The organism is Halorubrum depositum, assembly GCF_007671725.1.
Lineage (GTDB): Archaea > Halobacteriota > Halobacteria > Halobacteriales > Haloferacaceae > Halorubrum > Halorubrum depositum.
In genome coordinates, this window is sequence record NZ_VCNM01000002.1 from 14,339 (window position 1) to 36,532 (window position 22,194).

18 protein-coding genes are annotated in these 22,194 nt (G+C 70.1%); 9 read left to right on the forward strand and 9 right to left on the reverse strand.

The window, feature by feature from the left end:
• Positions 1 to 24 precede the first annotated feature (24 nt).
• From FGM06_RS07615 to FGM06_RS07630, 4 genes are all read left to right on the forward strand, one after another.
• Complete coding sequence (locus tag FGM06_RS07615) at positions 25 to 4,788, forward strand: glycoside hydrolase family 15 protein (RefSeq protein ID WP_144798566.1); 4,764 nt, start codon at positions 25 to 27, stop codon at positions 4,786 to 4,788.
• Between the two features lie 340 nt (positions 4,789 to 5,128).
• Positions 5,129 to 5,938 carry a helix-turn-helix transcriptional regulator gene (locus FGM06_RS07620; protein WP_241662549.1) on the forward strand — a complete coding sequence of 270 codons (810 nt, stop codon included), beginning with the start codon at positions 5,129 to 5,131 and terminating at the stop codon, positions 5,936 to 5,938.
• A gap of 223 nt (positions 5,939 to 6,161) precedes the next feature.
• Entirely contained in the window at positions 6,162 to 6,767 is a 606-nt protein-coding gene (locus tag FGM06_RS07625) for an OsmC family protein (protein ID WP_144799916.1), read from the forward strand.
• 13 nt (positions 6,768 to 6,780) lie between these two features.
• Complete coding sequence (locus FGM06_RS07630; RefSeq protein WP_144798568.1) at positions 6,781 to 7,866, forward strand: class I SAM-dependent methyltransferase; 1,086 nt, start codon at positions 6,781 to 6,783, stop codon at positions 7,864 to 7,866.
• A gap of 286 nt (positions 7,867 to 8,152) precedes the next feature.
• Here FGM06_RS07630 and FGM06_RS07635 read toward each other — a convergent pair whose 3' ends face one another.
• Both FGM06_RS07635 and FGM06_RS07640 read right to left on the reverse strand, forming a co-directional pair.
• Positions 8,153 to 8,614 (reverse strand): hypothetical protein, encoded by a 462-nt coding sequence (locus FGM06_RS07635; RefSeq protein WP_144798569.1) that lies wholly within the window; start codon positions 8,612 to 8,614, stop codon positions 8,153 to 8,155.
• Positions 8,607 to 10,439 carry a MutS-related protein gene (locus tag FGM06_RS07640; protein ID WP_144798570.1) on the reverse strand — a complete coding sequence of 611 codons (1,833 nt, stop codon included), beginning with the start codon at positions 10,437 to 10,439 and terminating at the stop codon, positions 8,607 to 8,609. The genes FGM06_RS07635 and FGM06_RS07640 overlap by 8 nt, the downstream gene beginning before the upstream one ends.
• A 145-nt stretch (positions 10,440 to 10,584) precedes the next feature.
• Between FGM06_RS07640 and FGM06_RS07645 the strand changes: the two genes are divergently transcribed.
• Positions 10,585 to 11,259: an MBL fold metallo-hydrolase gene (locus FGM06_RS07645; protein WP_144798571.1), complete on the forward strand. Its 675-nt coding sequence runs from the start codon at positions 10,585 to 10,587 to the stop codon at positions 11,257 to 11,259.
• Positions 11,260 to 11,285: 26 nt separating this feature from the next.
• Here FGM06_RS07645 and FGM06_RS07650 read toward each other — a convergent pair whose 3' ends face one another.
• From FGM06_RS07650 to FGM06_RS07665, 4 genes are all read right to left on the reverse strand, one after another.
• Complete coding sequence (locus FGM06_RS07650; RefSeq protein ID WP_144798572.1) at positions 11,286 to 12,434, reverse strand: acyl-CoA dehydrogenase family protein; 1,149 nt, start codon at positions 12,432 to 12,434, stop codon at positions 11,286 to 11,288.
• A gap of 61 nt (positions 12,435 to 12,495) precedes the next feature.
• Positions 12,496 to 14,280 carry an o-succinylbenzoate--CoA ligase gene (gene menE / locus FGM06_RS07655; RefSeq protein WP_144798573.1) on the reverse strand — a complete coding sequence of 595 codons (1,785 nt, stop codon included), beginning with the start codon at positions 14,278 to 14,280 and terminating at the stop codon, positions 12,496 to 12,498.
• 27 nt (positions 14,281 to 14,307) lie between these two features.
• Positions 14,308 to 14,742, reverse strand: coding sequence for a universal stress protein (locus FGM06_RS07660; RefSeq protein ID WP_144798574.1), 435 nt, complete (start codon positions 14,740 to 14,742; stop codon positions 14,308 to 14,310).
• 125 nt (positions 14,743 to 14,867) lie between these two features.
• Entirely contained in the window at positions 14,868 to 15,824 is a 957-nt protein-coding gene (locus FGM06_RS07665) for a transcription initiation factor IIB (protein ID WP_144798575.1), read from the reverse strand.
• Between the two features lie 290 nt (positions 15,825 to 16,114).
• Between FGM06_RS07665 and FGM06_RS07670 the strand changes: the two genes are divergently transcribed.
• Together FGM06_RS07670 and FGM06_RS07675 are read left to right on the forward strand one after the other, a co-directional pair.
• Positions 16,115 to 16,516, forward strand: coding sequence for a hypothetical protein (locus FGM06_RS07670; RefSeq protein ID WP_144798576.1), 402 nt, complete (start codon positions 16,115 to 16,117; stop codon positions 16,514 to 16,516).
• Between the two features lie 3 nt (positions 16,517 to 16,519).
• Positions 16,520 to 17,143, forward strand: coding sequence for an METTL5 family protein (locus FGM06_RS07675; protein ID WP_144798577.1), 624 nt, complete (start codon positions 16,520 to 16,522; stop codon positions 17,141 to 17,143).
• A 28-nt stretch (positions 17,144 to 17,171) separates the two neighbouring features.
• Here FGM06_RS07675 and FGM06_RS07680 read toward each other — a convergent pair whose 3' ends face one another.
• The 3 genes from FGM06_RS07680 to FGM06_RS07690 all read right to left on the reverse strand — a co-directional run bounded on the left by FGM06_RS07680 (position 17,172) and on the right by FGM06_RS07690 (position 19,760).
• The gene (locus FGM06_RS07680; RefSeq protein ID WP_144798578.1) at positions 17,172 to 19,079 is read right to left on the reverse strand and encodes a rhomboid family intramembrane serine protease; all 1,908 of its coding nucleotides are present in this window, start codon (positions 19,077 to 19,079) and stop codon (positions 17,172 to 17,174) included.
• A gap of 76 nt (positions 19,080 to 19,155) precedes the next feature.
• The gene (locus FGM06_RS07685; protein WP_144798579.1) at positions 19,156 to 19,434 is read right to left on the reverse strand and encodes a UPF0058 family protein; all 279 of its coding nucleotides are present in this window, start codon (positions 19,432 to 19,434) and stop codon (positions 19,156 to 19,158) included.
• Positions 19,435 to 19,544: 110 nt separating this feature from the next.
• Positions 19,545 to 19,760 (reverse strand): DUF7120 family protein, encoded by a 216-nt coding sequence (locus FGM06_RS07690; protein WP_094522403.1) that lies wholly within the window; start codon positions 19,758 to 19,760, stop codon positions 19,545 to 19,547.
• Positions 19,761 to 20,080: 320 nt separating this feature from the next.
• On the opposite strand from FGM06_RS07690, the gene FGM06_RS07695 reads away from it, so the two are divergent.
• Both FGM06_RS07695 and FGM06_RS07700 read left to right on the forward strand, forming a co-directional pair.
• Positions 20,081 to 20,719 (forward strand): sulfite oxidase-like oxidoreductase, encoded by a 639-nt coding sequence (locus FGM06_RS07695; protein WP_144798580.1) that lies wholly within the window; start codon positions 20,081 to 20,083, stop codon positions 20,717 to 20,719.
• A gap of 97 nt (positions 20,720 to 20,816) precedes the next feature.
• Positions 20,817 to 22,178: an isochorismate synthase gene (locus FGM06_RS07700; RefSeq protein ID WP_144798581.1), complete on the forward strand. Its 1,362-nt coding sequence runs from the start codon at positions 20,817 to 20,819 to the stop codon at positions 22,176 to 22,178.
• Positions 22,179 to 22,194 lie beyond the last annotated feature (16 nt).

Below are 22,194 nucleotides of genomic sequence, written 5' to 3' on the forward strand. Positions count from 1 at the left end.
TACCGAGGGAATCGCAGGGCGACTATGCGACTGCGTACCGCTCTCACGGAGCACGAACGTCGGCGCGGCGAGCGCTATCCGGCGGAGCGTCCCACGACCGCCGGCGCGTTCACGGGCGACGACGGCCGTCTGGTCCACGTCGGACCCGACGGCACCGTCCACGACTGTTCGTACTCCCTGTCGGGAGTCGGCGGGGCCGATCGGCTCCGAATGGGGATCACGGCCGGTCGCGGCGTCCGCTGGTTCGACGACCTCACCACGACGCGTCAACACTACGACGGCGACACCCCGCTCGTCGAGACCGAGTACGACGCGGGGCGGTACACGATCCACCAGTTCGACCTCGTCGTGAGCGACACCCACCTCACCCACGTCGAACTGCGCGGCGCGCCGCCGGCCGGTGCCGAACTGGTGGCCGCCTGCGCGTTCTCGCCCGACATGGTCGAGGGCCGCGTCGGGAACCTGGTCCACCAGGAGGCGGGGCCGGCCGACGGGAGCGTCGTCGAGGTGTACCACCGCTCCGAGCACGACTTCCTCACTGCGTCGACGGGGCTCTCGGCGGCGCACGGCCAGCGGCTCCGCACGATCACGGAGCTGCTCGGCGAGGACGAGAACGGGTTCCCCCACCGCGGGGAGATCGACCAGCGCGAGGACTCGCGGCTCACCCCCGACGTCGTCGTCCGCGCGCCGTTCGAGCGCGACGGCCGGACCGAGCGCGTCACGCTGGCGAGCCGCGCGGTCGTGGACCGGCAGGAGACCCGGGACACCGGAGAGGACGCGATGGCCGCGCTCTCCGACGGCCCCGACCGCCAGCGGCGGATCGAGGAGCTCTCGCGGATCGCGACCGCCTACCCCGACGCCGACGACCTCCGCGAAGCGGCGGCGGGCCGGGGGCCGACGGTCCCCGAGGACGTCCCGCGCCGGGGCGTGATCGCGAGCGACCTCCGCGCGCTCGACCTGCTGACGGCCGAGTCCGGCGCCCGGATCGCCGCCCCCGAGTTCGACCCCTTCTACTCGACCTCCGGCGGCTACGGCTACACCTGGTTCCGCGACGAGGCGGAGACCGCGACGGCGCTGCTGAGCGCGAGCGAGGAGATCGGTCTCGACGCCGACGAGGAGCTGCTCGCGACGGCCGCCTTCTTCTGTCGCACGCAGGACGCCGACGGCTCGTGGCCCCACCGCGTCTGGGCCGACTCCGGCAAGGTCGCCCCCGGCTGGGCGAACGCCCGGATCGAGGGCGCCAACGGGACAGCCGGCCCGAACGACCAGCTCGACCAGCCCGCGTCCGTGGTCGCGTTCCTCGCCCGGCTCCGACGAACGACGGACCTCCCCGAGGAGTGGCGCGAGCGGATCGACGCGACGATCGCCGACGCGGTCGCCTTCCTCCGCGAGACGACCGAGGACGACGGGCTCCCCCGCCGCTGTCAGAACTGCTGGGAGAACGCGCTCGGGCGGTTCACCCACACCGGGGCGACGTACCTCCGCGCGTTCGCCGCGGTCGCCCGCGCCCCGGTCGACGACGAGACGCGCGTCGCGGCGGCCGCGGCGGCCGACGAGGCGCTCGCCGGGCTCGACGGCCGCTGGAACCCCGACACCGAACGGTTCCCGCAGCGCGCGAGCGCTGGGAGCCGCGACGACCGAGCGGACGCCAGCACGTTCGCGCTCGCGGGCGCGACCGCAGAGTACGCGGCGCTGCGAGAAGAGCGCGCCGAGGTCGACGGCGCGGTCACCGATGGCTCCGGCGCGGCGGTCGCGACGGCCGACTTCGAGCTGTTCCTCGACCGCGTGTCGACCCACGTCCGGAACTCGGTCGAGGCGCTCCGCCGCGAGACGGCCGACGTCGAGGGGCTCGTCAGGTTCACCGGCGACGACTGGCGCACCGCCGAGCAGGGCGCCGCGAAGGTGTGGTCGATCGCGACGCTGTGGGGCGCGACGGCCGCTGCCGGGCTCGGCGGGCTGATCCGCGAGCGCGACGGAGACGGTGACGGCGACGGCGAGGGCGCCGACGATGACGACGCCGACGAGCTGTTCGGGGCGGCCCGCGACCTGTACCGGCTCTGCGAGCCGGACGGCCACTTCGTTAACGACGCCGGGCTGTTCGCCGAGCAGGCGTTCGACGACGGCGACCTCGACAGCGCGACGCCGATCGGGTGGTCGCACGCGCTCCGGATCGAGGCGACGGTGACGCTCGCGAAGCACGGCGCGCTCCCGGTCCCGCACGACCGGCCGACCGGGCCGGACGAGGCGCCCCACTGGACGACGGGCCGGAAGTTCGGCGTCGGCACGCCCGCCGACCACGAGACCGACGACCCGGTCCCGGTCTGGTTCACGCTGACCGAGGGCGCGCTCACCGAGGCGCGGTTCCCCCGGATCGACGTGATGAACGTCCGGACGTTCGACTTCCTCATTGCCGACCCGGAGACGGGCCACACCGTCCGGACGTTCGACGAGACGAGTCACGTCACCACGACGGAGACGGTGGAGCGGACGACGGAGCCGACGGTCGGCGACGCGCTGGCGTACACGCAGACGATCCGAGAGACCGGCGACGGCCACGGCCACGAGTGGACGCTCACCGTCGAGTACGCGGTCGACACGGACGGCGACGCGGTCCTCGCCGACGTCGACTTCGAGGGCGAGCGGGAGTACGACGTGTACGCCCTCGTCGACACGACGATCACGAACGTCGGCACCAACGACCGGGGCGACCGCGTGGCGGGCGCCGACGGCTACCACCTGCTCGCCCGCAACGACGACGCGGCGGAGCGGAACACGGGGAAGCTCGTCGACGACGACGGCGACTCCTTCGAGGTCGCGCTCGCGCTCGCCAGCGACGACCGGTTCGAGTGGGCCAGCGTCCTCGCGGCCGGCGGCGGGGAGGCCGACGCCCTGTTCGGCGACGGCGAGCGCGGCGAGGGCGCCGCGGAGGCGACCGGCAACGTCGTCCTCGCCGGACTCGTCGGGAGCGGGACCGCGGTCTCCGACACGGTCGCGCTCGGGTTCGCCGAGAACGCGGACACCGCGGCCGCGCTCGGCGAGGCCCGCGGCGCCATCTCGCGCGGCTTCGACGACGTCTCCGCCTCGTACGTCGAGACGTGGCGCGACTGGCTCTCCGGCCGGGAGTTCCCGGACTCGGTGACCGGCGACGCGGACTTGGAGGCGCAGTACCGCTTCGCGCTGATGACCCTCGCGGCCGTGGAGGACAAGCGCCACGACGGCGCGGGGATCGCTAGCCCGTCGGTGCCGTGGGGCGAGACCGAGTACGCCGCCGAGGACCGCGGCTACGGCTACAACTTCGTCTGGTCGCGCGACCTCTACCAGGTGTTCACGGCGCTGATCGAGGTCGGCGAGGTCGAGCGGGGCGCGAACGCGCTCGCGTACCTCTACAACACCCAGCAGGACGCGGACGGCTTCCTCCCGCAGAACACCTATATCGACGGCCGCACCCGGTGGGGCGGCGAGCAGATGGACAACATCGCGTTCCCGTCGGTGATGGCGTGGCAGCTGTACGAGCACGGCATGACGCCGGCGGACGCCGACTACAGCTACGACCAGGTCCGGCGATCGCTCGGCTACATCGCCGAGAACGGCCCGGAGACGGCACAGGAACGGTGGGAGGAGGAGGCCGGCTTCTCGCCGTCGAGCATCGCCGCCGAGATCGCCGGGCTCGTCTGCGGCGCCGCGCTCGCGCTCGCGGAGGCCGATCGGGCCGAGTCGGGCGGCGGCGCGACCGGTTCGGGCGGCAGTCCCGCTCCGGAAGAGCTCCGCGCCGACGCGCTCGCGTGGCTCGGGCTCGCGGACGACTGGGCCGCGCGCGTCGAGGAGTGGTGCGCGACGTCGACCGGGACCGAGCGCCACGCCGAGACGCCGTACTACCTCCGGATCACCGCCGACGGCGATCCGGAGTCCGGGCGGCCGCGGACGATTGCCAACGACGGGCCGACGTACGACGAGCGGGAGATCGTCGACGGCGGATTCTTAGAACTCGTCCGGCTCGGCGTGAAGCCGGCCGACGACGAGACGGTCCGGAACTCCGTCTCCGTCGTCGACGACTCGATCCGCGTCGACACGCCGTACGGCCCCGCGTGGTACCGCTACGTCGGCGACGCCTACGGCGAGATCGCCGCCGGCGACCCGGGCGCGCCGTGGGCCGGCACCGGCGACGGCCGCGGGCGCCTGTGGCCGATCTTCACCGGCGAGCGCGGCGAGTACGAGCTCCGCGCCCGCGCCGACGGCCCGGACGCCTTCGGCGGCACCGACGAGGCGGAACTCGAGCCCGACGCCCTCTTGGAGACGATGGCCGGCTTCGGCAACTCCGGGCGGATGCTCCCCGAGCAGGTGTGGGACCGCGAACACCCGACCGACTACGGCTGGGAGTTCGGCGAGGGCACCGGGGGGGCGACCCCGCTCGCGTGGTCGATGGCCGGCTACATCCGGCTCGCGCACGGCGTCGACGCCGGCGAGCCGGTCGAGACCCCGACCGCCGTCCGCGAGCGCTACGTCGAGCGCGACCGGCCCGCGGGTCCCGACCTTACCGCCGCCGTCGAGTACGCGGGCGGGGACCTGGTGGTCTCCGGCGAGACCGACGGCGACGCGGTCGCGGTGTACGCCGCCGACGGCTCCACGCTGGCGACGGCCGACGACGGCGAGTACGAGGTCCGGCTCGACGCCGACCTCGAGGCCACCACGGTGGTCGTCGCGGCGGCGACCGCCGACGGCGACGACGCGGACGCGGCCCTCGCCGACTTCGGCGACGCCGGCACGTCGGTCGAGCGGTTGCGGCTGTAGGCGGTTCGCGGTTTTTTCTCGTTCCGTTGAAATCCGCGACAGATGACGGGAGTTAGGAGCCGTGCTGAACAGAGAGGCGCTTATCGATCGCGAATACGCGTCGCAGATATGTTTAACCGAATCGGTTCGTTCAGATGATTTGCGTACCGCTGAAGGGGTTTATGGCGATCTATGACGATACCCTGCTGTATGGGTTGGAAGAATCTTTCTGGCACTTTATCCGAGGATTCTCCAAGAGAATGAAGGGTCGGTGACAGTCACACACCCTCCGTATCCCGTTAGATGTAGTCGCCACACCCCCGAAGCGAATGATTATTATCGTACCTCAGCTATGTATGGTATGAATTCACTTGCCAGTGATTCGCCGATCGCCGACATCGGGTACCTCTCTCGATCCGAACATCGCATCCCGATGCTCGTCGCGCTGACGGAGCGTCCCCGGAGTCGCTCCGAACTCTGTGAGCTGACTGAGATGTCGTCGTCGACGGTCCGACGAACGTTAAGCGAATTCGAAGACCGCGCTTGGGTTCGAAAGGACGGGTACAAGTATGTGGCAACGCGGTTGGGAGAGGCCATCGCGACCGGGATGGAGGATCTGATCGAACTTTTCGAAACCGAGCGGAAGCTGCGTGACATCTGGCACTGGCTTCCAGACGAGATGGTTGAAGTCCCGATCGAGACATGGGATGAGACGACTGTCACACTTTCGGAGCCCGATTCACCCTACCGTCCCGTGAACCGATTCAAGTCGCTGCTCAGGCAGACGAACGAGGTCCGCTATCTCCGACCAGAGGTTGCCTTGATGGAGCCCTGCTTCGACGTGCTCCTCTCGTTGATCGACGCCAGTGTAGACATAACGTTAGTCGACCGACCGAGATGTCACGCATACTTCATCACGACGTATCCCGAGCGCAGTTTAGAGATGGAGAAACGAGACAATTTCACGGTTCTCGAGCATGACGAACTCCCCAAATGCGGAATTGGCCTGCTAGAAACCCGAGTTACCATCAGCTGTTACGAGCAGGACAGCGGGTCAGTCCAGGCACTGATCGACACCGACGTTCCGGCTATCCGCGAGTGGGCAGAATCGACGTATGCATCCTTCGAGACCGATGCGCGACCGGTCACCCCCGAAGCCTACATGGAGTGACGCTCCCGGTCCCGTGAGCGCGATGTCCATCCGGTCGCTCAGTGCCTCCTCTTCTACTTCGCAGCACGGGCCGGTCTGTCATCGTTTTCTCGGCGGAGTTCAGTGAGCACCTGTTGCCGCGTGTGCAGTCGCTGAAAGAATAGCCGGGCCTGCCGAAATCGCACGAGATAGCTACAACGTCTCAGGGGTCGTCGTGTCGCTTGTCGGGAGGTACAACGAAACAATGACTGACGACCGGCAACTCATGCACGGGATCGACCTCGAAACACTCGAAGGATTCGCCGAACACGCGGCCGAGAATCCCGAAGCCGTTCAGCTCGGCCTCGGGGCGGCCGCGACCTACGAGGGGACGGCCGCGCACAGCCTGGCAAAGATCGATAGCTACGACCTCGGCGGCGAGACAGTCGCTCGCGAGACGCGTGAATACACCGTTCCGTACGGCGCCTGGAAGGAGGTGCTGGACGCCGGTGGGTGGGTCGGTGCGACCGATCGAATCGAACCCATCGAAGCGGCGCTGTCTGCGCTCGCCGCCTGTATCAACGTCGGCATCACGATCAACGCCGCCGCGAACGGCGTCGACATCGACCGTCTTCGGACGCGCGTCGGGACGGATTTCGATCCGGCGGTCCTCTTTAGTCTCGCTGAACTCAAGGAGGCCGACTCGGTGTACGAGAATCTGACCGCGGAGGTCGAAATTGACGGGGAGGACATCGACGACGACCTGATCGATGAGTGGGCGCGACGAGCGCCCGTCTACACGCTGTTATCACTCGCTCAAGACATCCAGCTACACATCAAAACCCCCGCCGAAGCGACGGGAGACGACTGATCGGTGAACAACGATGAGTGAATCATTAGACACAGACAAACTCGAACCGATAAACGAAGCGAAACTAAGCGAACTCGTCGCGACTTCCCTCGTCGATCTCGGTGCGACGGTTCACGCCGCACTGGTCGTCATCGGCGACGAGCTCGGGCTGTACGAGACGCTTGATGACGAGGGGCCGCTCACGTCATCTGAACTCGCCGACAGAACCGAAACCGTCGAGCGGTACGTTCGTGAGTGGCTGCGCTCGCAGGCCGCGGGCGGGTACGTGACCTACGACACTGAGACTGACCGGTACTACCTCACCCCGGAGCAGGCGCACATCTTGGCCGACGAGGAGAGCCCCGTGTTCATGCCCGGTGCGTTCCAGCTGGTCGGGTCAGTGGCAAAGATAGGCCCCGAACTCAAGGAGGCTTTCCGAACGGGCGAAGGCATCGGCTGGCACGAACACGACGAGGACGTGTTCCACGGGACGGAACGTTTCTTCGGGCCGTCCTACGGGGCGTTCCTGCTCGACTGGGTCGGAGCGCTCGACGGCGTCGATGACGGGCTGAAATCGGGAGGCCGGATCGTCGACGTGGGATGTGGTCACGGCGCGCCGACGATCCGCATGGCCGAAGCGTACCCCAATTCGACTGTCGTCGGCATCGACTACCATGAGGAATCGATCGAGGTAGCGCGCGAGCGGGCGCAAGAGGCGGGTGTGGCCGACCGCGTTAGCTTCGAAGCGGCGACCGCGCGGGAGTACACCGGCTCCGACTACGACCTCGTGACGATGTTCAACTGCTACCACGACATGGGGGATCCCGTCGGGGTGGCTGCTCACGTTCGAGAGACGCTAAGCGAGAACGGTGCGTGGATGATCGTCGAACCGTACGCCGATGACCAGGTCGAAAACAATCTCACCCCGTTTGGCCGCCTCGGATACTCTATTTCGACACTTGCCTGTACGCCAAATTCGCTCAGTCAAGACGTCGGGTACGGGCTCGGCGCGCAGGCGGGAGAGGACCGAACGCGAGAGGTCGTCACCGGAGGCGGGTTCACGCGTTTCCGCCGGGCGGCCGAGACGCCGACCAGTCTGGTCTTCGAAGCAAAACCCTAACTTCTTCTCTGAGGGAATTCCGTTCTACTTTCGCTGGTCGCCTGATCGAGAACCGTGCAGCGACGTCCGTCTTCTCGCCCCGTCGTCTGGTAGAAGTTGTCAAAATGTGCCGACTGTATTCGTTCCGGGGCCCTAGGCAAGGATGCCTCGCTAACTAGCGGCTATTTTAACCGCAGAATGTTTCGAATGGACGACTGACAATTCTGCTGATCAGATACTCTGTATCCGGCACGGATTCTCTATCGAGCAATACGGATCTCAACAGAGGCGTTTTAAACGGTCGGAGTCACCCGAGCGCGGTCACGTCGACCTCGCGGGTCGTGTCACCGACCGCGACCTCGACTACCGAGACGATCGACTCTCTGACGCGTTCGCGCCACGACTCGACGGCCGCCTCGTGGAGTTCACGACGCCTCTCGATGTCCGCGTCGGGGTGGTCCGACGCCGTCTCGTCGACCTCCGGATACGGCGGAACGTCGGCGACGAGGTCCCGCGGATCGACGCGGATCGGAGCCGGGCCGTCGTCGCTCTCGCTCGCCCCGCGGCCGTCGGGTGCGTCCGCGTCGACCGCGTGCAACCGGGCGCGCATTCGCCTCGAGAAGGGCGGCGTCACCCGGAGGACCACGTCGCGGTCGCTCCGGAGCGTCGCTTCGAGCGCGCTCGCGACGTCCTCGCGGTGGACCGCGATCGACCGGATCCGGTCGGCTCCCCCCGCGCCGCCGGGACCGTCCGACCCGCCCTCAGTCATCGTCTCCCGCCCACTCGGCGTCCGACAGGGTACGCTGGACGGCCTCCTCGCCGACGGCGCCGGCGAGGTGTTCGAAGCCGGCCCGGACGCCGCGGTCGCTCGCGTTCGCGACGAGCCGCGAGACGATGAACTCCGGCGTCGACTTGCCGACCGTGCCGAAGCGCGGCTGGTAGTCGACGCGGAGCTCCAGGTCGTTCGTGAGCCCCTCCGCAAAGATCCCGTCGATCCGGGCGGCGTCCGGGAGCGGGCTCAGGTCCTCCGCGAGGTGCGTGACGTACACGCCGAGCGCGCCCCGCTCGACCGTGAGGGTCACGAGCCCGTTCAGCAGGTCGGCCGCGCGCCCCGGCTCCGTGATCGCCTCGAACTCATCGACTAACATTAGCGTCCGCCCCTCTTCGACCAGCGGCGGGACCACCGACTTCAGCGTCGATTCCAGCACGCCGGCGTTGAACGAGGCGTGCCGGCGGTGGAAGACGATCCGGTCGAAGGAACCGACCTGGGCCTCCTCGGCGGGCACCGGGAGCCCCATCGACGCGAGCAGCGCCACCGCACAGACCGTCTCCAAGAGGGTCGTCTTCCCGCCCGAGTTCGCGCCCGTGAGGACGCTCACGCGGTCGCCGGTCGGCGGCGCGTCGACGCTCGCGACGCCCGCGTCGCCCGCGAGCGAGTGGGTCCCGACCGCGTACGACACCGGCTGCACGTCGCCGGCGATAAAGGGGTTCCGCGCGTTTCGCACCGCGATCCCGTCGTCGACGAGCGTCGGGCGAACGAGGTCGTACGCGGCCGCGAAGCGCGCGAGCGAGAGCAGGAAGGCGGCGTCCGAGACGGCGCTGACGGCGCGGGCGACGTCGCCGTCCCGCGCCCCGTCCTCGCCGTTCTCCCCGTCGGTCGCCGTTCCGCCGAGGCGCTCGCGGACGTCGGCGGCGACCGCCGCCTCGCGCTCACCGACCTCCGCCTCCAGCTCCGCCGCGAGGTCGCGGAGGGTCGCCGAGACGAAGTCGGCGGCGTCGAGCGCGTCGTCCGGCGCGACCGATCGGACCGTCGCCGGGTCGACGCCCGTCTCGCTCGCGACGTGGTCGATCGTCGCGGCCTCCAGCGCCTCGAAGTCGCGCAGCGATCCGTCCCGGACCGCGTCGAGCACGTCGAACGCGGAGTTCGCCAGCCCCTCGGCCGCGTCGCGTTGATCACGCAGGCGATCCAGCTCCGCGTCGGCGCCGCGAGCGATCTCGATCTCCCCGTCTTCGATCGCCGTCGGGTCGATCGACCCGCGCACGTCTGCGAGGGCGTCGGCGGCCTCCCGGAGGCGCTCGGCCTCCAGCTCGCCGACCGCCTCGAACGGGCCGTCGTCGAGCCCCGCCTCCCGCAGCGCGAGGGCCGTCTCGACGGCGGCGAGGTCGGAGCCCTCGGCGTCGTCGTACGCGTCGAACGCCTCGGTCACCCGCTCCCGGTCGGCCTCGTCGAGCCCCTCCCACGCGTCCCGGGCGGCGACGACGCCGTCGAGCCGTTCCTCGACCGCCTCCCGGTCGGTAAGCGGCGTCAACACCCGGATCCGGTCGGCGGCGTGGGCCGTCAGCGCGTGGCCGGCGGCCAGCGAGAGCAGGTCGTCGTACACCGACCGGGTGTCTCCCGTCGCGAGGACGTCCATGCCGGCCTCGCCGTTGGCCCGGCGGAGGATCCGGGTGGCGCGCCCGCGGTGGAGCCCGGCGTCGACGAGCGCCCGCACGTCGGCCGACTCGATCGCTTCGATCGCCCGCGAGGTCCCCAGCGCCGAGACGAGCCGCTCGCTCGTCTTCGGGCCGATCCCCCAGTAGTCCTCGAGTCGCATACGCCGACGTGACGGCGCGGCGTCTTGGCGTTTTCGTCGGCGGCGGGGCGGGCGCCGGACGCGGCGCGTCCCCGCGGTCCCCCGGCCGCCGGCCCCACACCCGCCGGTCGCCACCGTCAAACCCCGACGGTCGCTACCACCCGCCATGGCCACGGAACTCGCGGACGGTGTGTGGCGGTTCGAGCTGCGCGGCGTCAGCGCCTACCTCGTCGACGACGACGTGCCCACGCTCGTCGACGCGGGAACGCCGTGGGACGAGGAAGCGATCCGGGAGGGGCTCGCCGACGCCGGCTTCGACGTCTCGGACGTCGGCCGGGTGCTCCTGACCCACTACGACCTCGACCACGTCGGGACGCTCGACGCGCTGACGCCGGAGCTCGACGCGACCGTGTACGCCGGCGGGTTCGACGCGGCGATCCTCCGGGGCGAGCGGTCGCCGCCGTGGCGGAACCACAAGGGGGCGTTCCAGCGGCTCGCCGGGCTCTTCGCGACGCGGCCGGACCTGGAGATCGAGTCGGTCAGGGACGGCGAGTGCCTCGGCTCGTTCACCGCCTACCACACGCCCGGCCACACTCCGGGCCACGTCGCGTACGTGAGCGAGGAGCTGAGCGTCGCGCTGCTGGGCGACCTCGTCTCGGAGTCCGACGGAGCGCTGGAGCCCTCCGAGTGGGTCATCAGCTACGACACGGATCGGGTGCTGGACAGCATCCGGGACCTCGCCGACCGCGCCCCGGCGTTCGAGGTGGCCTGCGTCGGCCACGGCGACCCGCTCGCGTCGGGCGGAGGCGACGCCCTCGACGCGCTCGCGGATCGGATTTAAAATAGGGGCGGCCCGCCGCGGCCGGCCTACCGCGACTGCCGGTAGATCAGGTTCCGCTGGATGTCGTTCGCTCCCTCGTAGATCACCGGGATGCGCACGTCGCGGTAGACGCGGGCGATCCGGCGGTCGATGAGGATCGACCGGCCGCCGTGGAGCTTCATCCCCTTCTCGGCGCAGTCGGTGGCGACCTCCGTGGACTTGGTCTTCGCGAGCGCGGCCCAGTACCCCGCGTCCTCGTTGTCCGCGACCTTCTCGCAGGCGCGCCAGTTGAGCGCGCGCGCCGACTCGAAGCCGATCCGCATGTCCGAGAGCGTGTGCTGGACCGCCTGGAACTCGTTGACGGTGCGGCCGAAGGCGTTGCGCCCGTGGACGAACTCCTCGGCCTCCTCGATGGCGGCGGCGGCGAGCCCGAGGCCGTGCCCGCCGACGACCACGCGACCGTGGTTGAAGAAGTCCGCGAGGACGTAGAAGCCGCCGCCCTCGCTGCCGACGACGTTCTCCTCCGGGACGAAGCAGTCCTCGAAGACGATGTGGCCCTGCTTGGAGGCGCGCATCCCCATCTTCTCCGGGATGTGCTCCGCCTCGTACCCCTCGCTGTCCGTCTCGACGATGAACAGGGTGTAGTTCGAGTAGCGGTCGTCGCTCTCGCCGGTCTTCGCGTAGACGGTGAGCCAGTCGGCCTCGACCGCGTTGCCGACCCAGTACTTCTCGCCGGTGAGCTCGTACCCCCCCTCGACCTTCTCCGCCTTCGTCGTCATCCCGGCGAGGTCGGAGCCGGTCTCGGGCTCGGAGACGGCGAGCCCCGATATCTGGTCGTTCTCCGCGACCGGGCGGAGGTACTCCTCCTTCTGACCGTCGGTGCCGTACTGCTCGACCATCTCGCAGCCGAAGCTCGCGAGCTGGAGGGTGAGCGCGATGCCGGCGTCGGCCCGGTAGAACTCCTCCGCTATCGCGAGTATCTGCGCGAGGTCGAATCCCTTCCCGCCGTACTCCTCGCCGATGTCTTGCGCGACGAGCCCGGCGTCCATCCCCGCCTCCAGCACCTCCCACGGGTAGTCGCCCGAGTCGTAGTACGCCTCGGCGTTCGGCGCGATGTGCTCGGCGGCGAACTCGCGGGCCTCGGCCTTCACGTCGCGCGCGTGCTCCGGCACGACGCTGTCGTCGAGTAGATCCATGTCCGATCCGCGCCCCCCGCGACCAAAACGTTCGTGGAACAACGAAAAACCGTGGGTGAGTTTATTCTCCGCCTCGCGTCTCCTCGGCGTCGACGACCTCGTCGTCGACCGCGGCGGGACTCTCGTCCTCTCGGCCTTCCCCGTTTCGGTCGGCGGGGTCGTCGTCGTCGCCGTCTCGGCCGCCGGAGTCGGCGTCCCCCGCGGTGTCGACGTCGGCGTCGCCCTCGCTCTCGCCGTCGCCGTCCGGCGGTTCGGCCGGATCGCAGGGCTCGAAGCCGGCCGTCTCCAGCTCGGTCTCGGGATCGGGGTCCAGCGCCCGACCCCCCTCCCGAAGCGCCTCCCGCGCGGCCTCCCGGTCGACGGTGCCCGAGACGGTCCGCGGGAGCTCGTCGACGAGGGCGATCGTTTTCGGGATCTTGAATCCGCTGAGTCGCTCCCGCGCGAACGACGCGAGGGCCGCCTCGTCCACCTGCTCCCCGATCCCGTCGTCGACCGCGAGCAGCGCGGCGACCCGCTCGCCCCACGTCTCGTCGTCGAGGCCGACGACGGCGACGTCCTCGACCGTGGGGAACCGCCGGAGCACGTCGCTCACCTCGCCGGGCTCGACGTTCTCGCCGCCGGTGATGATCCGGTCGTCGAGCCGGTTGAGCACGTAGAGGTAGCCGTCCTCGTCGAACCGTCCCACGTCGCCGGTGTGGAGCCCGTGCGGACCGAACGCGGAGCGGTCGAGCTCGGCGGCCGCCCCCTCACCTGGGTCCGGCGGGCGTTCCAGGTACCCCGGCGTCACCGTCGGGCCGTCGACGACGATCTCGCCCGTCTCGCCGGCCTCGACCGGCGCGCCGTCTTCGTCGACGACCGTCACGTCGGTGCCGAACAGGGGGCGTCCGACGGTGCCGAGCCGGCCCTTCGTCTGCCGGGGGGTGGCCGTCGCGATCTGCGAGGCCGACTCGGTCATCCCGTAGGTCGGATAGACTGGGACCGAGTAGTCCCGACAGCGCTCCAGCAGCTCGTCCGGCGCCGGCGCGCCGCCGAGCAGGACCGCGCGGAGCGTGTCCGAGAGGGTGCCGCGCCTGTCGAGCATCCGCTTGAGCATCGTCGGCACGAGCGAGACGCCGGTCACGTCGTACGCGTCGATGTCGTCGGCGGTGCCGCCGGCGTCGAACCCCTCTCGGAGCACGAGGGTCGTCCCGTACAGCGCGGAGCGGTAGACCGGTGCGAGCCCGCCCATGTGGTGCAACGAGAGGGAGACGAGCCAGCGGTCGCCGGGGTCGACCCCGAGCCGGAACGCGGAGGCGACGGCGGAGCTGTACACGTTGCCCGCGGTGAGCGGCACCGGCTTGGGCTCCCCCGTCGTGCCCGAGGTGAAGAGGATACAGAGGTGATCGCCGAACTCCCACTCCGGAGGGTCGATCGTCGCCGGCTCCACGTCGTGGACGGCGGTGACGGTCGCGTCGGCGGGGTCGTCGACGGAGAAGACGGGCGTGTCGTCGATGCCGTCGACGGCCGCCAGCGCGTCGTCCTCTGTCGGCTCCGCGCAGACGACCGCCGAGAGCTCCGCCCGTTCGATCCGCTCCGAGAGCTCCCTGGGCGTGAGTCCCTGCCCGAGCGGGACGAAGGTCGCGCCGATCCGCATCGCCGCGTGGACCAGCCCGACCGTCCCGACGTACGGCGGCGTGAGCACGCCGAGCCTGTCGCCCGCCTCGATCCCGTGGGCGACCAGGCGCCCGGCCGTCTCCGAGACGAGCCGGTCGAGGTCAGTGTACGTCCACGCCTCGCCGTCCTCGGCCCGCACGAGCGCCGCGTCGTCCGGCGAGGCGGCGACCCGGTGTGACAGCCAGTCGCGCACGGGGGTCACCCCCGTCGCGGCGGCGACTCACTCATCGGTCGGGTGTCGAACGGTGAGCACCGGCACGTCGGAGGTCCGGACGACCCGCTCGGTGACGCTGCCGAGGAGGTACCGGTCGAGCCCCTTCCGGCCGTGCGTCCCCATCACGATCATGTCGACGTCGTGCTCGTCGGCGTAGTCGCGGATCGAGCGGTACGCGGTCCCCGTCGCGACGGTCGTCTCGCAGTCCACGCCGGCGCGTTCGGCCGCGTCCGCGACCCGCCGCGTGGCCTCCTTCCCCTCGGATTCGAGGGCGTCGACGACGACCTCGGCGCCCGCTTCGAGCGTCGAGTACGCCGCGCCGTCGACGACGTACAGCGCGTGGAGCGTGGCGCCGTACTGGCCGGCGAGGTCGATCGCGTGTTCGATCGCGGCGTCCGACGCGGGACTGCCGTCGGTCGGAACGAGGATCTGCGAGTACATCGTACCCTCGCTACGCTCGGTATCGATTAAAAACCCGATCACCAGCGGCGCCTCGCGAGAAGACCGCGCGACGCAGTCGCGTTTCCGATCGCGCCGAGTGAACGTCGCCTCCGCCCGCGTCGCCGCTAGCGGAACCCCATCGCTTCGATCTGCTCCTGGTAGCGGTTACGGATGGTGACCTCGGTCACCTGCGCGACGTCGGCGACCTCGCGCTGAGTCTTCTTCTCGTTACACAGAAGCGAGGCCGCGTAGATCGCGGCGGCGGCGAAGCCGGTCGGGGACTTCCCGGAGAGGAGTCCCTGCTCGGCGGAGACGTCGATTATCTCCGTCGCCTTCGACTGGACCTCCTCGCTCAGCTCCAGCGAGGAGGCGAAGCGCGGAACGAACTGCTTGGGGTCGACGGGTTTCAGCTCTAAGCCGAGCTCCTGGGAGATGTAGCGGTACGTCCGGCCGATCTCCTTCTGCGGCACGCGCGAGACGTCGGCGACCTCGTCGAGCGACCGCGGAATGCCCTCCTGCCGACAGGCGGCGTAGAGGGCGGCGGTGGAGACGCCCTCGATCGACCGCCCGCGGATGAGGTCCTCGTTGAGCGCGCGTCGATAGATAACTGAGGCGACCTCGCGTACCGACCGCGGAACGCCGAGCGCGCTGGCCATGCGGTCGATCTCCGAGAGCGCGAACTGGAGGTTGCGCTCGCCCGCGTCCTTCGTCCGAATCCGCTCCTGCCACTTCCGTAGCCGGTGCATCTGCGACCGCTTCTCCGAGGAGAGCGACCGGCCGTACGCGTCCTTGTCCTTCCAGTCGATCGTCGTCGTCAGCCCCTTGTCGTGCATCGTCTCGGTGATGGGGGCACCGACGCGCGACTTCGACTGCCGCTCCGAGTGATTGAACGCGCGCCACTCCGGGCCGCGGTCGATGTTCCGCTCGTCCAACACCAGCCCGCAGTCCTCGCACACGAGCTCCTGGTCGGCGTCCGTGACGATCTCTTCCGACTCGCACTCCGGGCAGGAGAGCGTCTCCGTCTCGTCCGACTCTCGCTCGGTGTTCCGCTCCTGTTGACGCTGGCGGCTCGGACGTTCCATTATAAGGTTTCTGGTTATTGCCGCATTTAAACCTTTGTCCCGGATCCGCACGCGCCGTCGGTCGGTAGCGACTCGTCTGATCCGGCCTGAGTACGGCCTCCGGCGCTTCACGCGCACGTTTCTGACGATCTCGCGCGGACGCTACCGCCCGCAGAGACGTCGCCGCCGCCGGACGTCGAACACGAAACGTGACCGTCGTGGTGGGTCACATTCGGCTCTCGGCGCTCGACCCAATAATTACTACTAGGCATTCACAAAGACTTTTGTATAACTACAACATATTGGTTTCCATGAGCACGACGCAGTCCGACGGGATCGAGGGGACGCTCCGCGGCTGTCGACCCGCGGAGATCGACCCGATCGTCATCGACGCCGCCGACCTCGACAGCACCGCGCCCGAACACCTCCGCGACCTCAAGGCCGAGCTCTCGGCCCGCGGCTACCAGCCGGCGACGCTGTCGGTCGACGCCTGCTTCGACTGCGAGGACACGCTCTCGACGCAGCGGGAGGCCGACCGGCTCCGCGAGTACGTCCGCGCGGCGTCGTTCCTCGGCGCCGGTCGGATCGAGGTCCGTCTGGGTGAGGTTTCCGATCCCGCCGCCGCGGAGCCGGCGCTGTCGGCGCTGGCCGAGCGCGCCCGTCGGGAAGGGGTCGAGCTCGTCCGGACCGGCGGCGACGCGACGGCGGCCTGACGGATGGCGTCGAAGCGCTCGCTCGCGACGAAGCTCGGCGTCGTCGCCGGGTTCGAGGAGCCGCGCGTCGCGCTCGAACAGTACCCCACGCCGCCCGATCTGGCCGCGCACGTCGTCCACCTCGCGGACCTCCACGGCGACGTCGACGGGCGGACCGTCCTCGATCTGGGCACCGGGACGGGGATGCTCGCGCTCGCCGCCGCCCTCCGCGGCCCCGCCCGCGTCCTCGGCGTCGAGCTCGACCGCGACCCGTTGATCACCGCGATCGCCAACCAGCGCCGGGTGGCCGCGAGCGCGCCCGTTCACTGGATCCAGGCTGACGCGACGCGGCTCCCGTTGGCCGTGCCAGACCCCGTGACGGTCGTGATGAACCCCCCGTTCGGCGCGCAGGACGGGAACCGCAATGCCGACCGCGGGTTCCTGACGACGGCGAGCCGGGTCGCGACCGTCTCCTACTCGGTCCACAACGCCGGAAGCGAGGGGTTCGTCGAGGCGTTCGCGGCCGACAACGGCGGCGAGGTGACCCACGCGTTCGCCGCCGACTTCGCGATCGACGCGCAGTTCGACCACCACGAAGACGAGTCGCGCGAGGTCGACGCCGAGGTGTACCGGATCGAGTGGGCGTGAGGCCGTCGGTCCCTCTCACCCGCCCGCGTCACTGCCGCCCCTCGTACCGCTCCCGCGTCGCGATCCGCACCCGCGTCTCCCCGCGCTCCGCGAACACGGCGTCGTCCTCCCGGACGAACGCGACGCCCTGCAGCGCCACCGACTCGTTCGCCGCGGGGAGCGCCGCCCGTTCGGTCTCGCCCTCGTGGGCGACGCGCAGCTCGAACCCCCCCTCGACGGCGGCGACGGTGACGTTGCGCCCGTCGATCCGCGGCTCCGCCCGCACCGGCTCGCTCGTGAACAGCGTCGAGCGCGTCTCGTTCCGGACCGCGTCGACCCGGTAGGCCGGTCCGCCGTTCGACGCCACCCAGCCGACCCGCTGGACCCAGACGGTCTCGCGCCACCCCGTCCCGCCCACGTCGACGGCGCGGTACTCCCAGAAGGCGAGGCTCCCCCGCGAGACCGCCGTCGTCCAGATCTCCCGGTCCGCGTTCTTCACGATCACCCCCGAGGTGTTGACGCTCGTCGACCGGCCGAACGCCTCGACGTCGACGACGCTCACCTGCTGATTCTCCACGTCCTCCGCGTACGTCACCTGGTATCCGTCGATCTCGATCGGATCGCCCGGCAGGTCGCCGTCGTCGACGGCGACGAGGTTCGGGACCACGCCCGGCCCGGCGACGACCGCCAGCGCCGACGCGAGCAACAGGAGGCCGACCCCGGCCGGCGTGGCGGACCGGACGGCCCCCCGGACCGTCTCGGGCGACGGCACGGCCAGGTCGGGCCGCAGCGGCTCGTCCCGTCCCGCGACCGCGAGCGCGACGATCGCGGCGAGCGCCGCGAGCAGTCCGAACCCCAGCGCCCGATACAGCTCGTACCGCTCGTTCCCGAGGTACCAGTACACCGCCCAGAGCCGACGGGAGACGCCGAAGAGGAGGACCGCCCCGAACGCGACGAGAGCGGTCGTTCGGCGGTCGTCGACGGCGGTTTCAGCTCCAGATCGGATGTCGGCGCCGACGTCGCCGTCGACTCCTTCCCGCCGCCGCCGGACCAGCCACGCCGCGGCGAGGACCCCTGTGAGGAGTCCGAGCGCGTGGTCCTGGATCGCGACGTTCGCCCATCCCGGCGGCCCGTAGAAGCCGCTCGCCCCGGCGGTGACGACCGGATTCCGGAGGGTCTCGTAGGCGACGTTCACCAGCGTCGCGCCCGTGAGCGCCACGATCGTGCCGACGGGGTGGAAGACGAGCGCGAACCCCCACAGCGCGAAGACGACCCCGGAGAACCCGATGACCGGTCCCAGCGCGAACAGCGCGGCGACGACGCCGAACAGCGCCATCGCCCCCGGCACGACCGCGAACGCGCGGACGTACGGGTTCTCGGCGAGCGTACCGACGTCCGTGCGCGACGCGAGCGCCGAGAGCGACGCGAGGGTCGGGAGCCCGACGGCACCGAGGCCGAACCCGGCACCCCCCTCGAACCGAATCCGGCGAAGCGACTCGCGCGAGGGGAGCGACTCGCGTGGGGGAACCGCCCCTCGCAGCGTTCCCGTCTCCTCGTCGACGTCGCGACCGCCGGGGAAGTGACCGTAGGCGTACTCGGCGATTCCTCCCGCGACGAGCGTCGACAGGAGGTTTCCCGTGATGTGTCCCCGGCCGGCGTGCGCGAAGCTCGACCAGAGAATCCCCTCGGGGTAGAGGTACGACCACGAGCGGAACGGGATCACGACCGGGCGGTCGGGGTTCTCCAGCCCGCTCTGGACGAAGAGGTACACCCCGATCACGCCGGCGACGGCGACGAGGGTCCCCCACGGCACGCCGAGCAGGAAGCGCGAGCGGAGCGCGCGGGTCCACGCCCCGTTCGGCCGGTCCGTCTTATAAACTACGGCGAGCGCGACGGCGACGAGCGCGCCACCGACGGCGAGGTGAGCGGCGTCGGACGTCAGCGCCTCCGAGACCATGTGGGAGAAGGAGCGGTCGGCCGCATATCAATCCGCGGGTCGGGCGACGGTCCGAGGGGCAGGCGACGCCCCGTCCTCAGATCTTGCTCTCGGCGTCGTCCGCGAGCTCCTCCATGCGCTTCCCGACGCGGCCGGCGGGGGAGAACTCGTCCTCGCTCATCGCGTTCGCCAGGGCGTTGCCGAGCACGAACACGGCGTGTTTGTGCTCGCTCTTCGACTTGTGGACGTGCGAGGGGTCGACCTCCAGCTCGTCGTACGGGTCGAACAGCGAGCCGTCGACGGTCTCGTGCGAGCGGAAGTGCTCCATGATCGTCACCATCTGTTCGTGGAGTTCGAGGAGCTCGTCTTTGTGCATACCCGGGATACGGGGCGTAGACACTTTAAGCGTTGTTGAGGGGAATACGCACGGCTGTCGGGCGTCGTCGGACACGAACGAAAACGCCGACCGCGGAGCCGGCCGCCGGCTCAGAACACGTACTCGTCTTCGTGGCCCATCATGCCCTCGTCCTCGAACCCGCCGGAGTCGTCCTCGTCTCTCGGTCCGCTCGTCTTGTACGCCTTGATTCCCGTCGAAAGGAGCTCTTCCACCGCCTCCTCCCGGTTGAGGAACTCTCCCTGCTCGACCATCTGGGCGATCTGCATCTCCAGATGCTCCGGCACGGTTATCTCTACTCGTGGCATTTCCTGCCCGGGAGTAATGGCAATGGGTATATAAATGTGGCGTCGACGATACGGTTATGGGAAATCTCATAGCGGCAGATCCGAAACTTCAGTTCGAACTATCTAAACTCTAGATCCGTTATACGAAATTTCTAGAATATATACGACACGTTTCGCCGCACCTGCGTTCCCACCGATCGATCGGCGGGCTTCCGTCGTCGCTGGCGACGACTTCGTTTCCCGCGAGCGACGGCTGCATCCCCGCCACCGGCGTCGCTCCCCGAGCCGGGAGTGCGACGCGGAGCGATACCCATAGGTGGGCGCGACGCCTACGCCGGCGCATGAGTGGATCCGGCGCCTCGGACGCCGCGGCCGAGACCGACGGCGATGTCGACGACCTCACCGGGCTCTACCGCGAGTACGGCGACGACCGACTCCCCCCGGGCCAGCGCGAGACCGACCGGTTCCCGGTGCTCTCGAAGAGCGGGACGCCCTCGTGGAGCCCCGAGACGTTCGCGTTCGAGGTCTGGGGCGCCGTCGACGACCCCCTCGCGTACTCGCTCTCGGAGTTCCGCGAGCTTCCGGCCGTCACCCAGCGACAGGACTTCCACTGCGTGACCGGGTGGAGCAAGTTCGACTGCGAGTTCACCGGCGTCGAGTTCGCCGAGATCGTCGACCGCGCCGGGGTCCGCGACGACGTCGAACACGTCCTCTTCCACGCGCTCGACGGCTACACCACGAACCTCTCGCTCGACGAGTGCACGCGCGACGGCGTCCTGTTCGCGTACGGCTACGACGGCGACGACCTCCCCGCGGACCACGGCGGACCGATCAGGGTCGTCACCCCGCACAAGTACGCGTACAAGGGCGCCAAGTGGGTCTCGGGGGTCGAGTTCCTCACGGAGAAGGAGCTCGGCTACTGGGAGAAGCGCGGCTACAGCGACACCGCGAACCCGTGGAACGAGGAGCGGTACGGCTGACGATCGGACGCCCCCGATATCGACGCCCCGATATCGACGCCCCCGCCGACCCCCGCGATAGTCAAGATAAAGGGGCCGCGGTACCGACCGTCGTTCAATGGAACGGGCGCGTTCGACGTCGGCTCCGCCCCTCGTCAGCCGCACGACCGCGGTCGACGCGCCCCCGTTCGCGGCCGCGTTTGACGCCCTCTCGGCGCCGCGGACGACGTGGAGCGCGCCCGACGACGCCCTCGTGCTCGGGAGCGGCGCGGCCGCGACGCTCACCGCAAGCGGGCCGGAGCGGTTCGCCGATATCCGGAGCGCCGCCGCCGAGCTGTTCGACTCCGGCGACGTCCACGCCGGGACCGAGGCCGCTCGCCCCCGGGTGTTCGGTGGATTCGCCTTCCACGAAGGGGCCTGCGGCGGCGACCCGTGGGGGCCGTTCCCGGAGGCGCGCTTCGTGCTCCCGCGCGTCCAGCTCACGTTCGCGGACAACGGGACCTGGCTCACCGTGAACGCCGCCGGGCCGGACGCCGCCGTCGACGCGGTCGAGGACCGGCTCGCGGACGAGGTCGAGCGCCTCTCCGCGGTCGACGCCGACGGGAGCGACCCGCCGCGCCCCGGCATATCCGAGACCCGTCGGACCACGAGCCGGGAGGCGTGGCGCGAGAGCGTCGAGGCCGCGGTCGACCGCATCCGCGGCGGCGACCTGCGGAAGGTCGTCCTCGCGCAGGCGCTGGAGGCGGACCTCGCGGCCGATTTCCCGCGAGCGGCGACGCTGGAGCGGCTCGCGAGGAAGTACCCGGACTGCCACCGGTACTACTTCGAGCCGGACGGCGGCGGGAGCGCCTTCTTCGGCGCGACCCCGGAGCGGCTGGTCTCGCTGCGCGGGCGGACCGTCGAGACCGACGCGCTCGCGGGGACCACCGGCCGGGGCGAGACCCCGGAGGAGGACGAGTGGCTCGCCCGGGAGCTGCTCGACGACGCGAAGAACGTCCACGAGCATCGGCTCGTCGCCGACACCGTCCGCGAGCAGCTGGAGCCGTTCGCGGCGTCGGTCTCCGCCGGCGACCGTCGTGTCCGCCGGCTCGCGACGGTCCAGCACCTCCACACGCCCATCACGGCCGAGCTGCGCGACGACCGCCACGTGCTCGAGCTCGTCGAGGCGCTCCACCCGACCCCAGCGGTCGGCGGGCTCCCGCCGGACCGCGCGCTGGAGACGATCCACGAGACGGAGCCGTTCGACCGCGGCTGGTACGCGGCGCCCGTGGGCTGGATCGACGCCGCCGGCAACGGCGCGTTCGCGGTCGCGATCCGCTCGGCGGTCGCGACCGCCCGCCGGGCCACCCTCTTCGCCGGGGTCGGGCTCGTCGCCGACTCCGATCCCGACCGCGAGTGGGACGAGATCCAGCTCAAGTACCGCCCGATCCTCGACGAGCTGGAGGCGGGGGCCGGCTCGGTCGTCGCGGGCGACGACTGAGGCCACGCGTATCTGC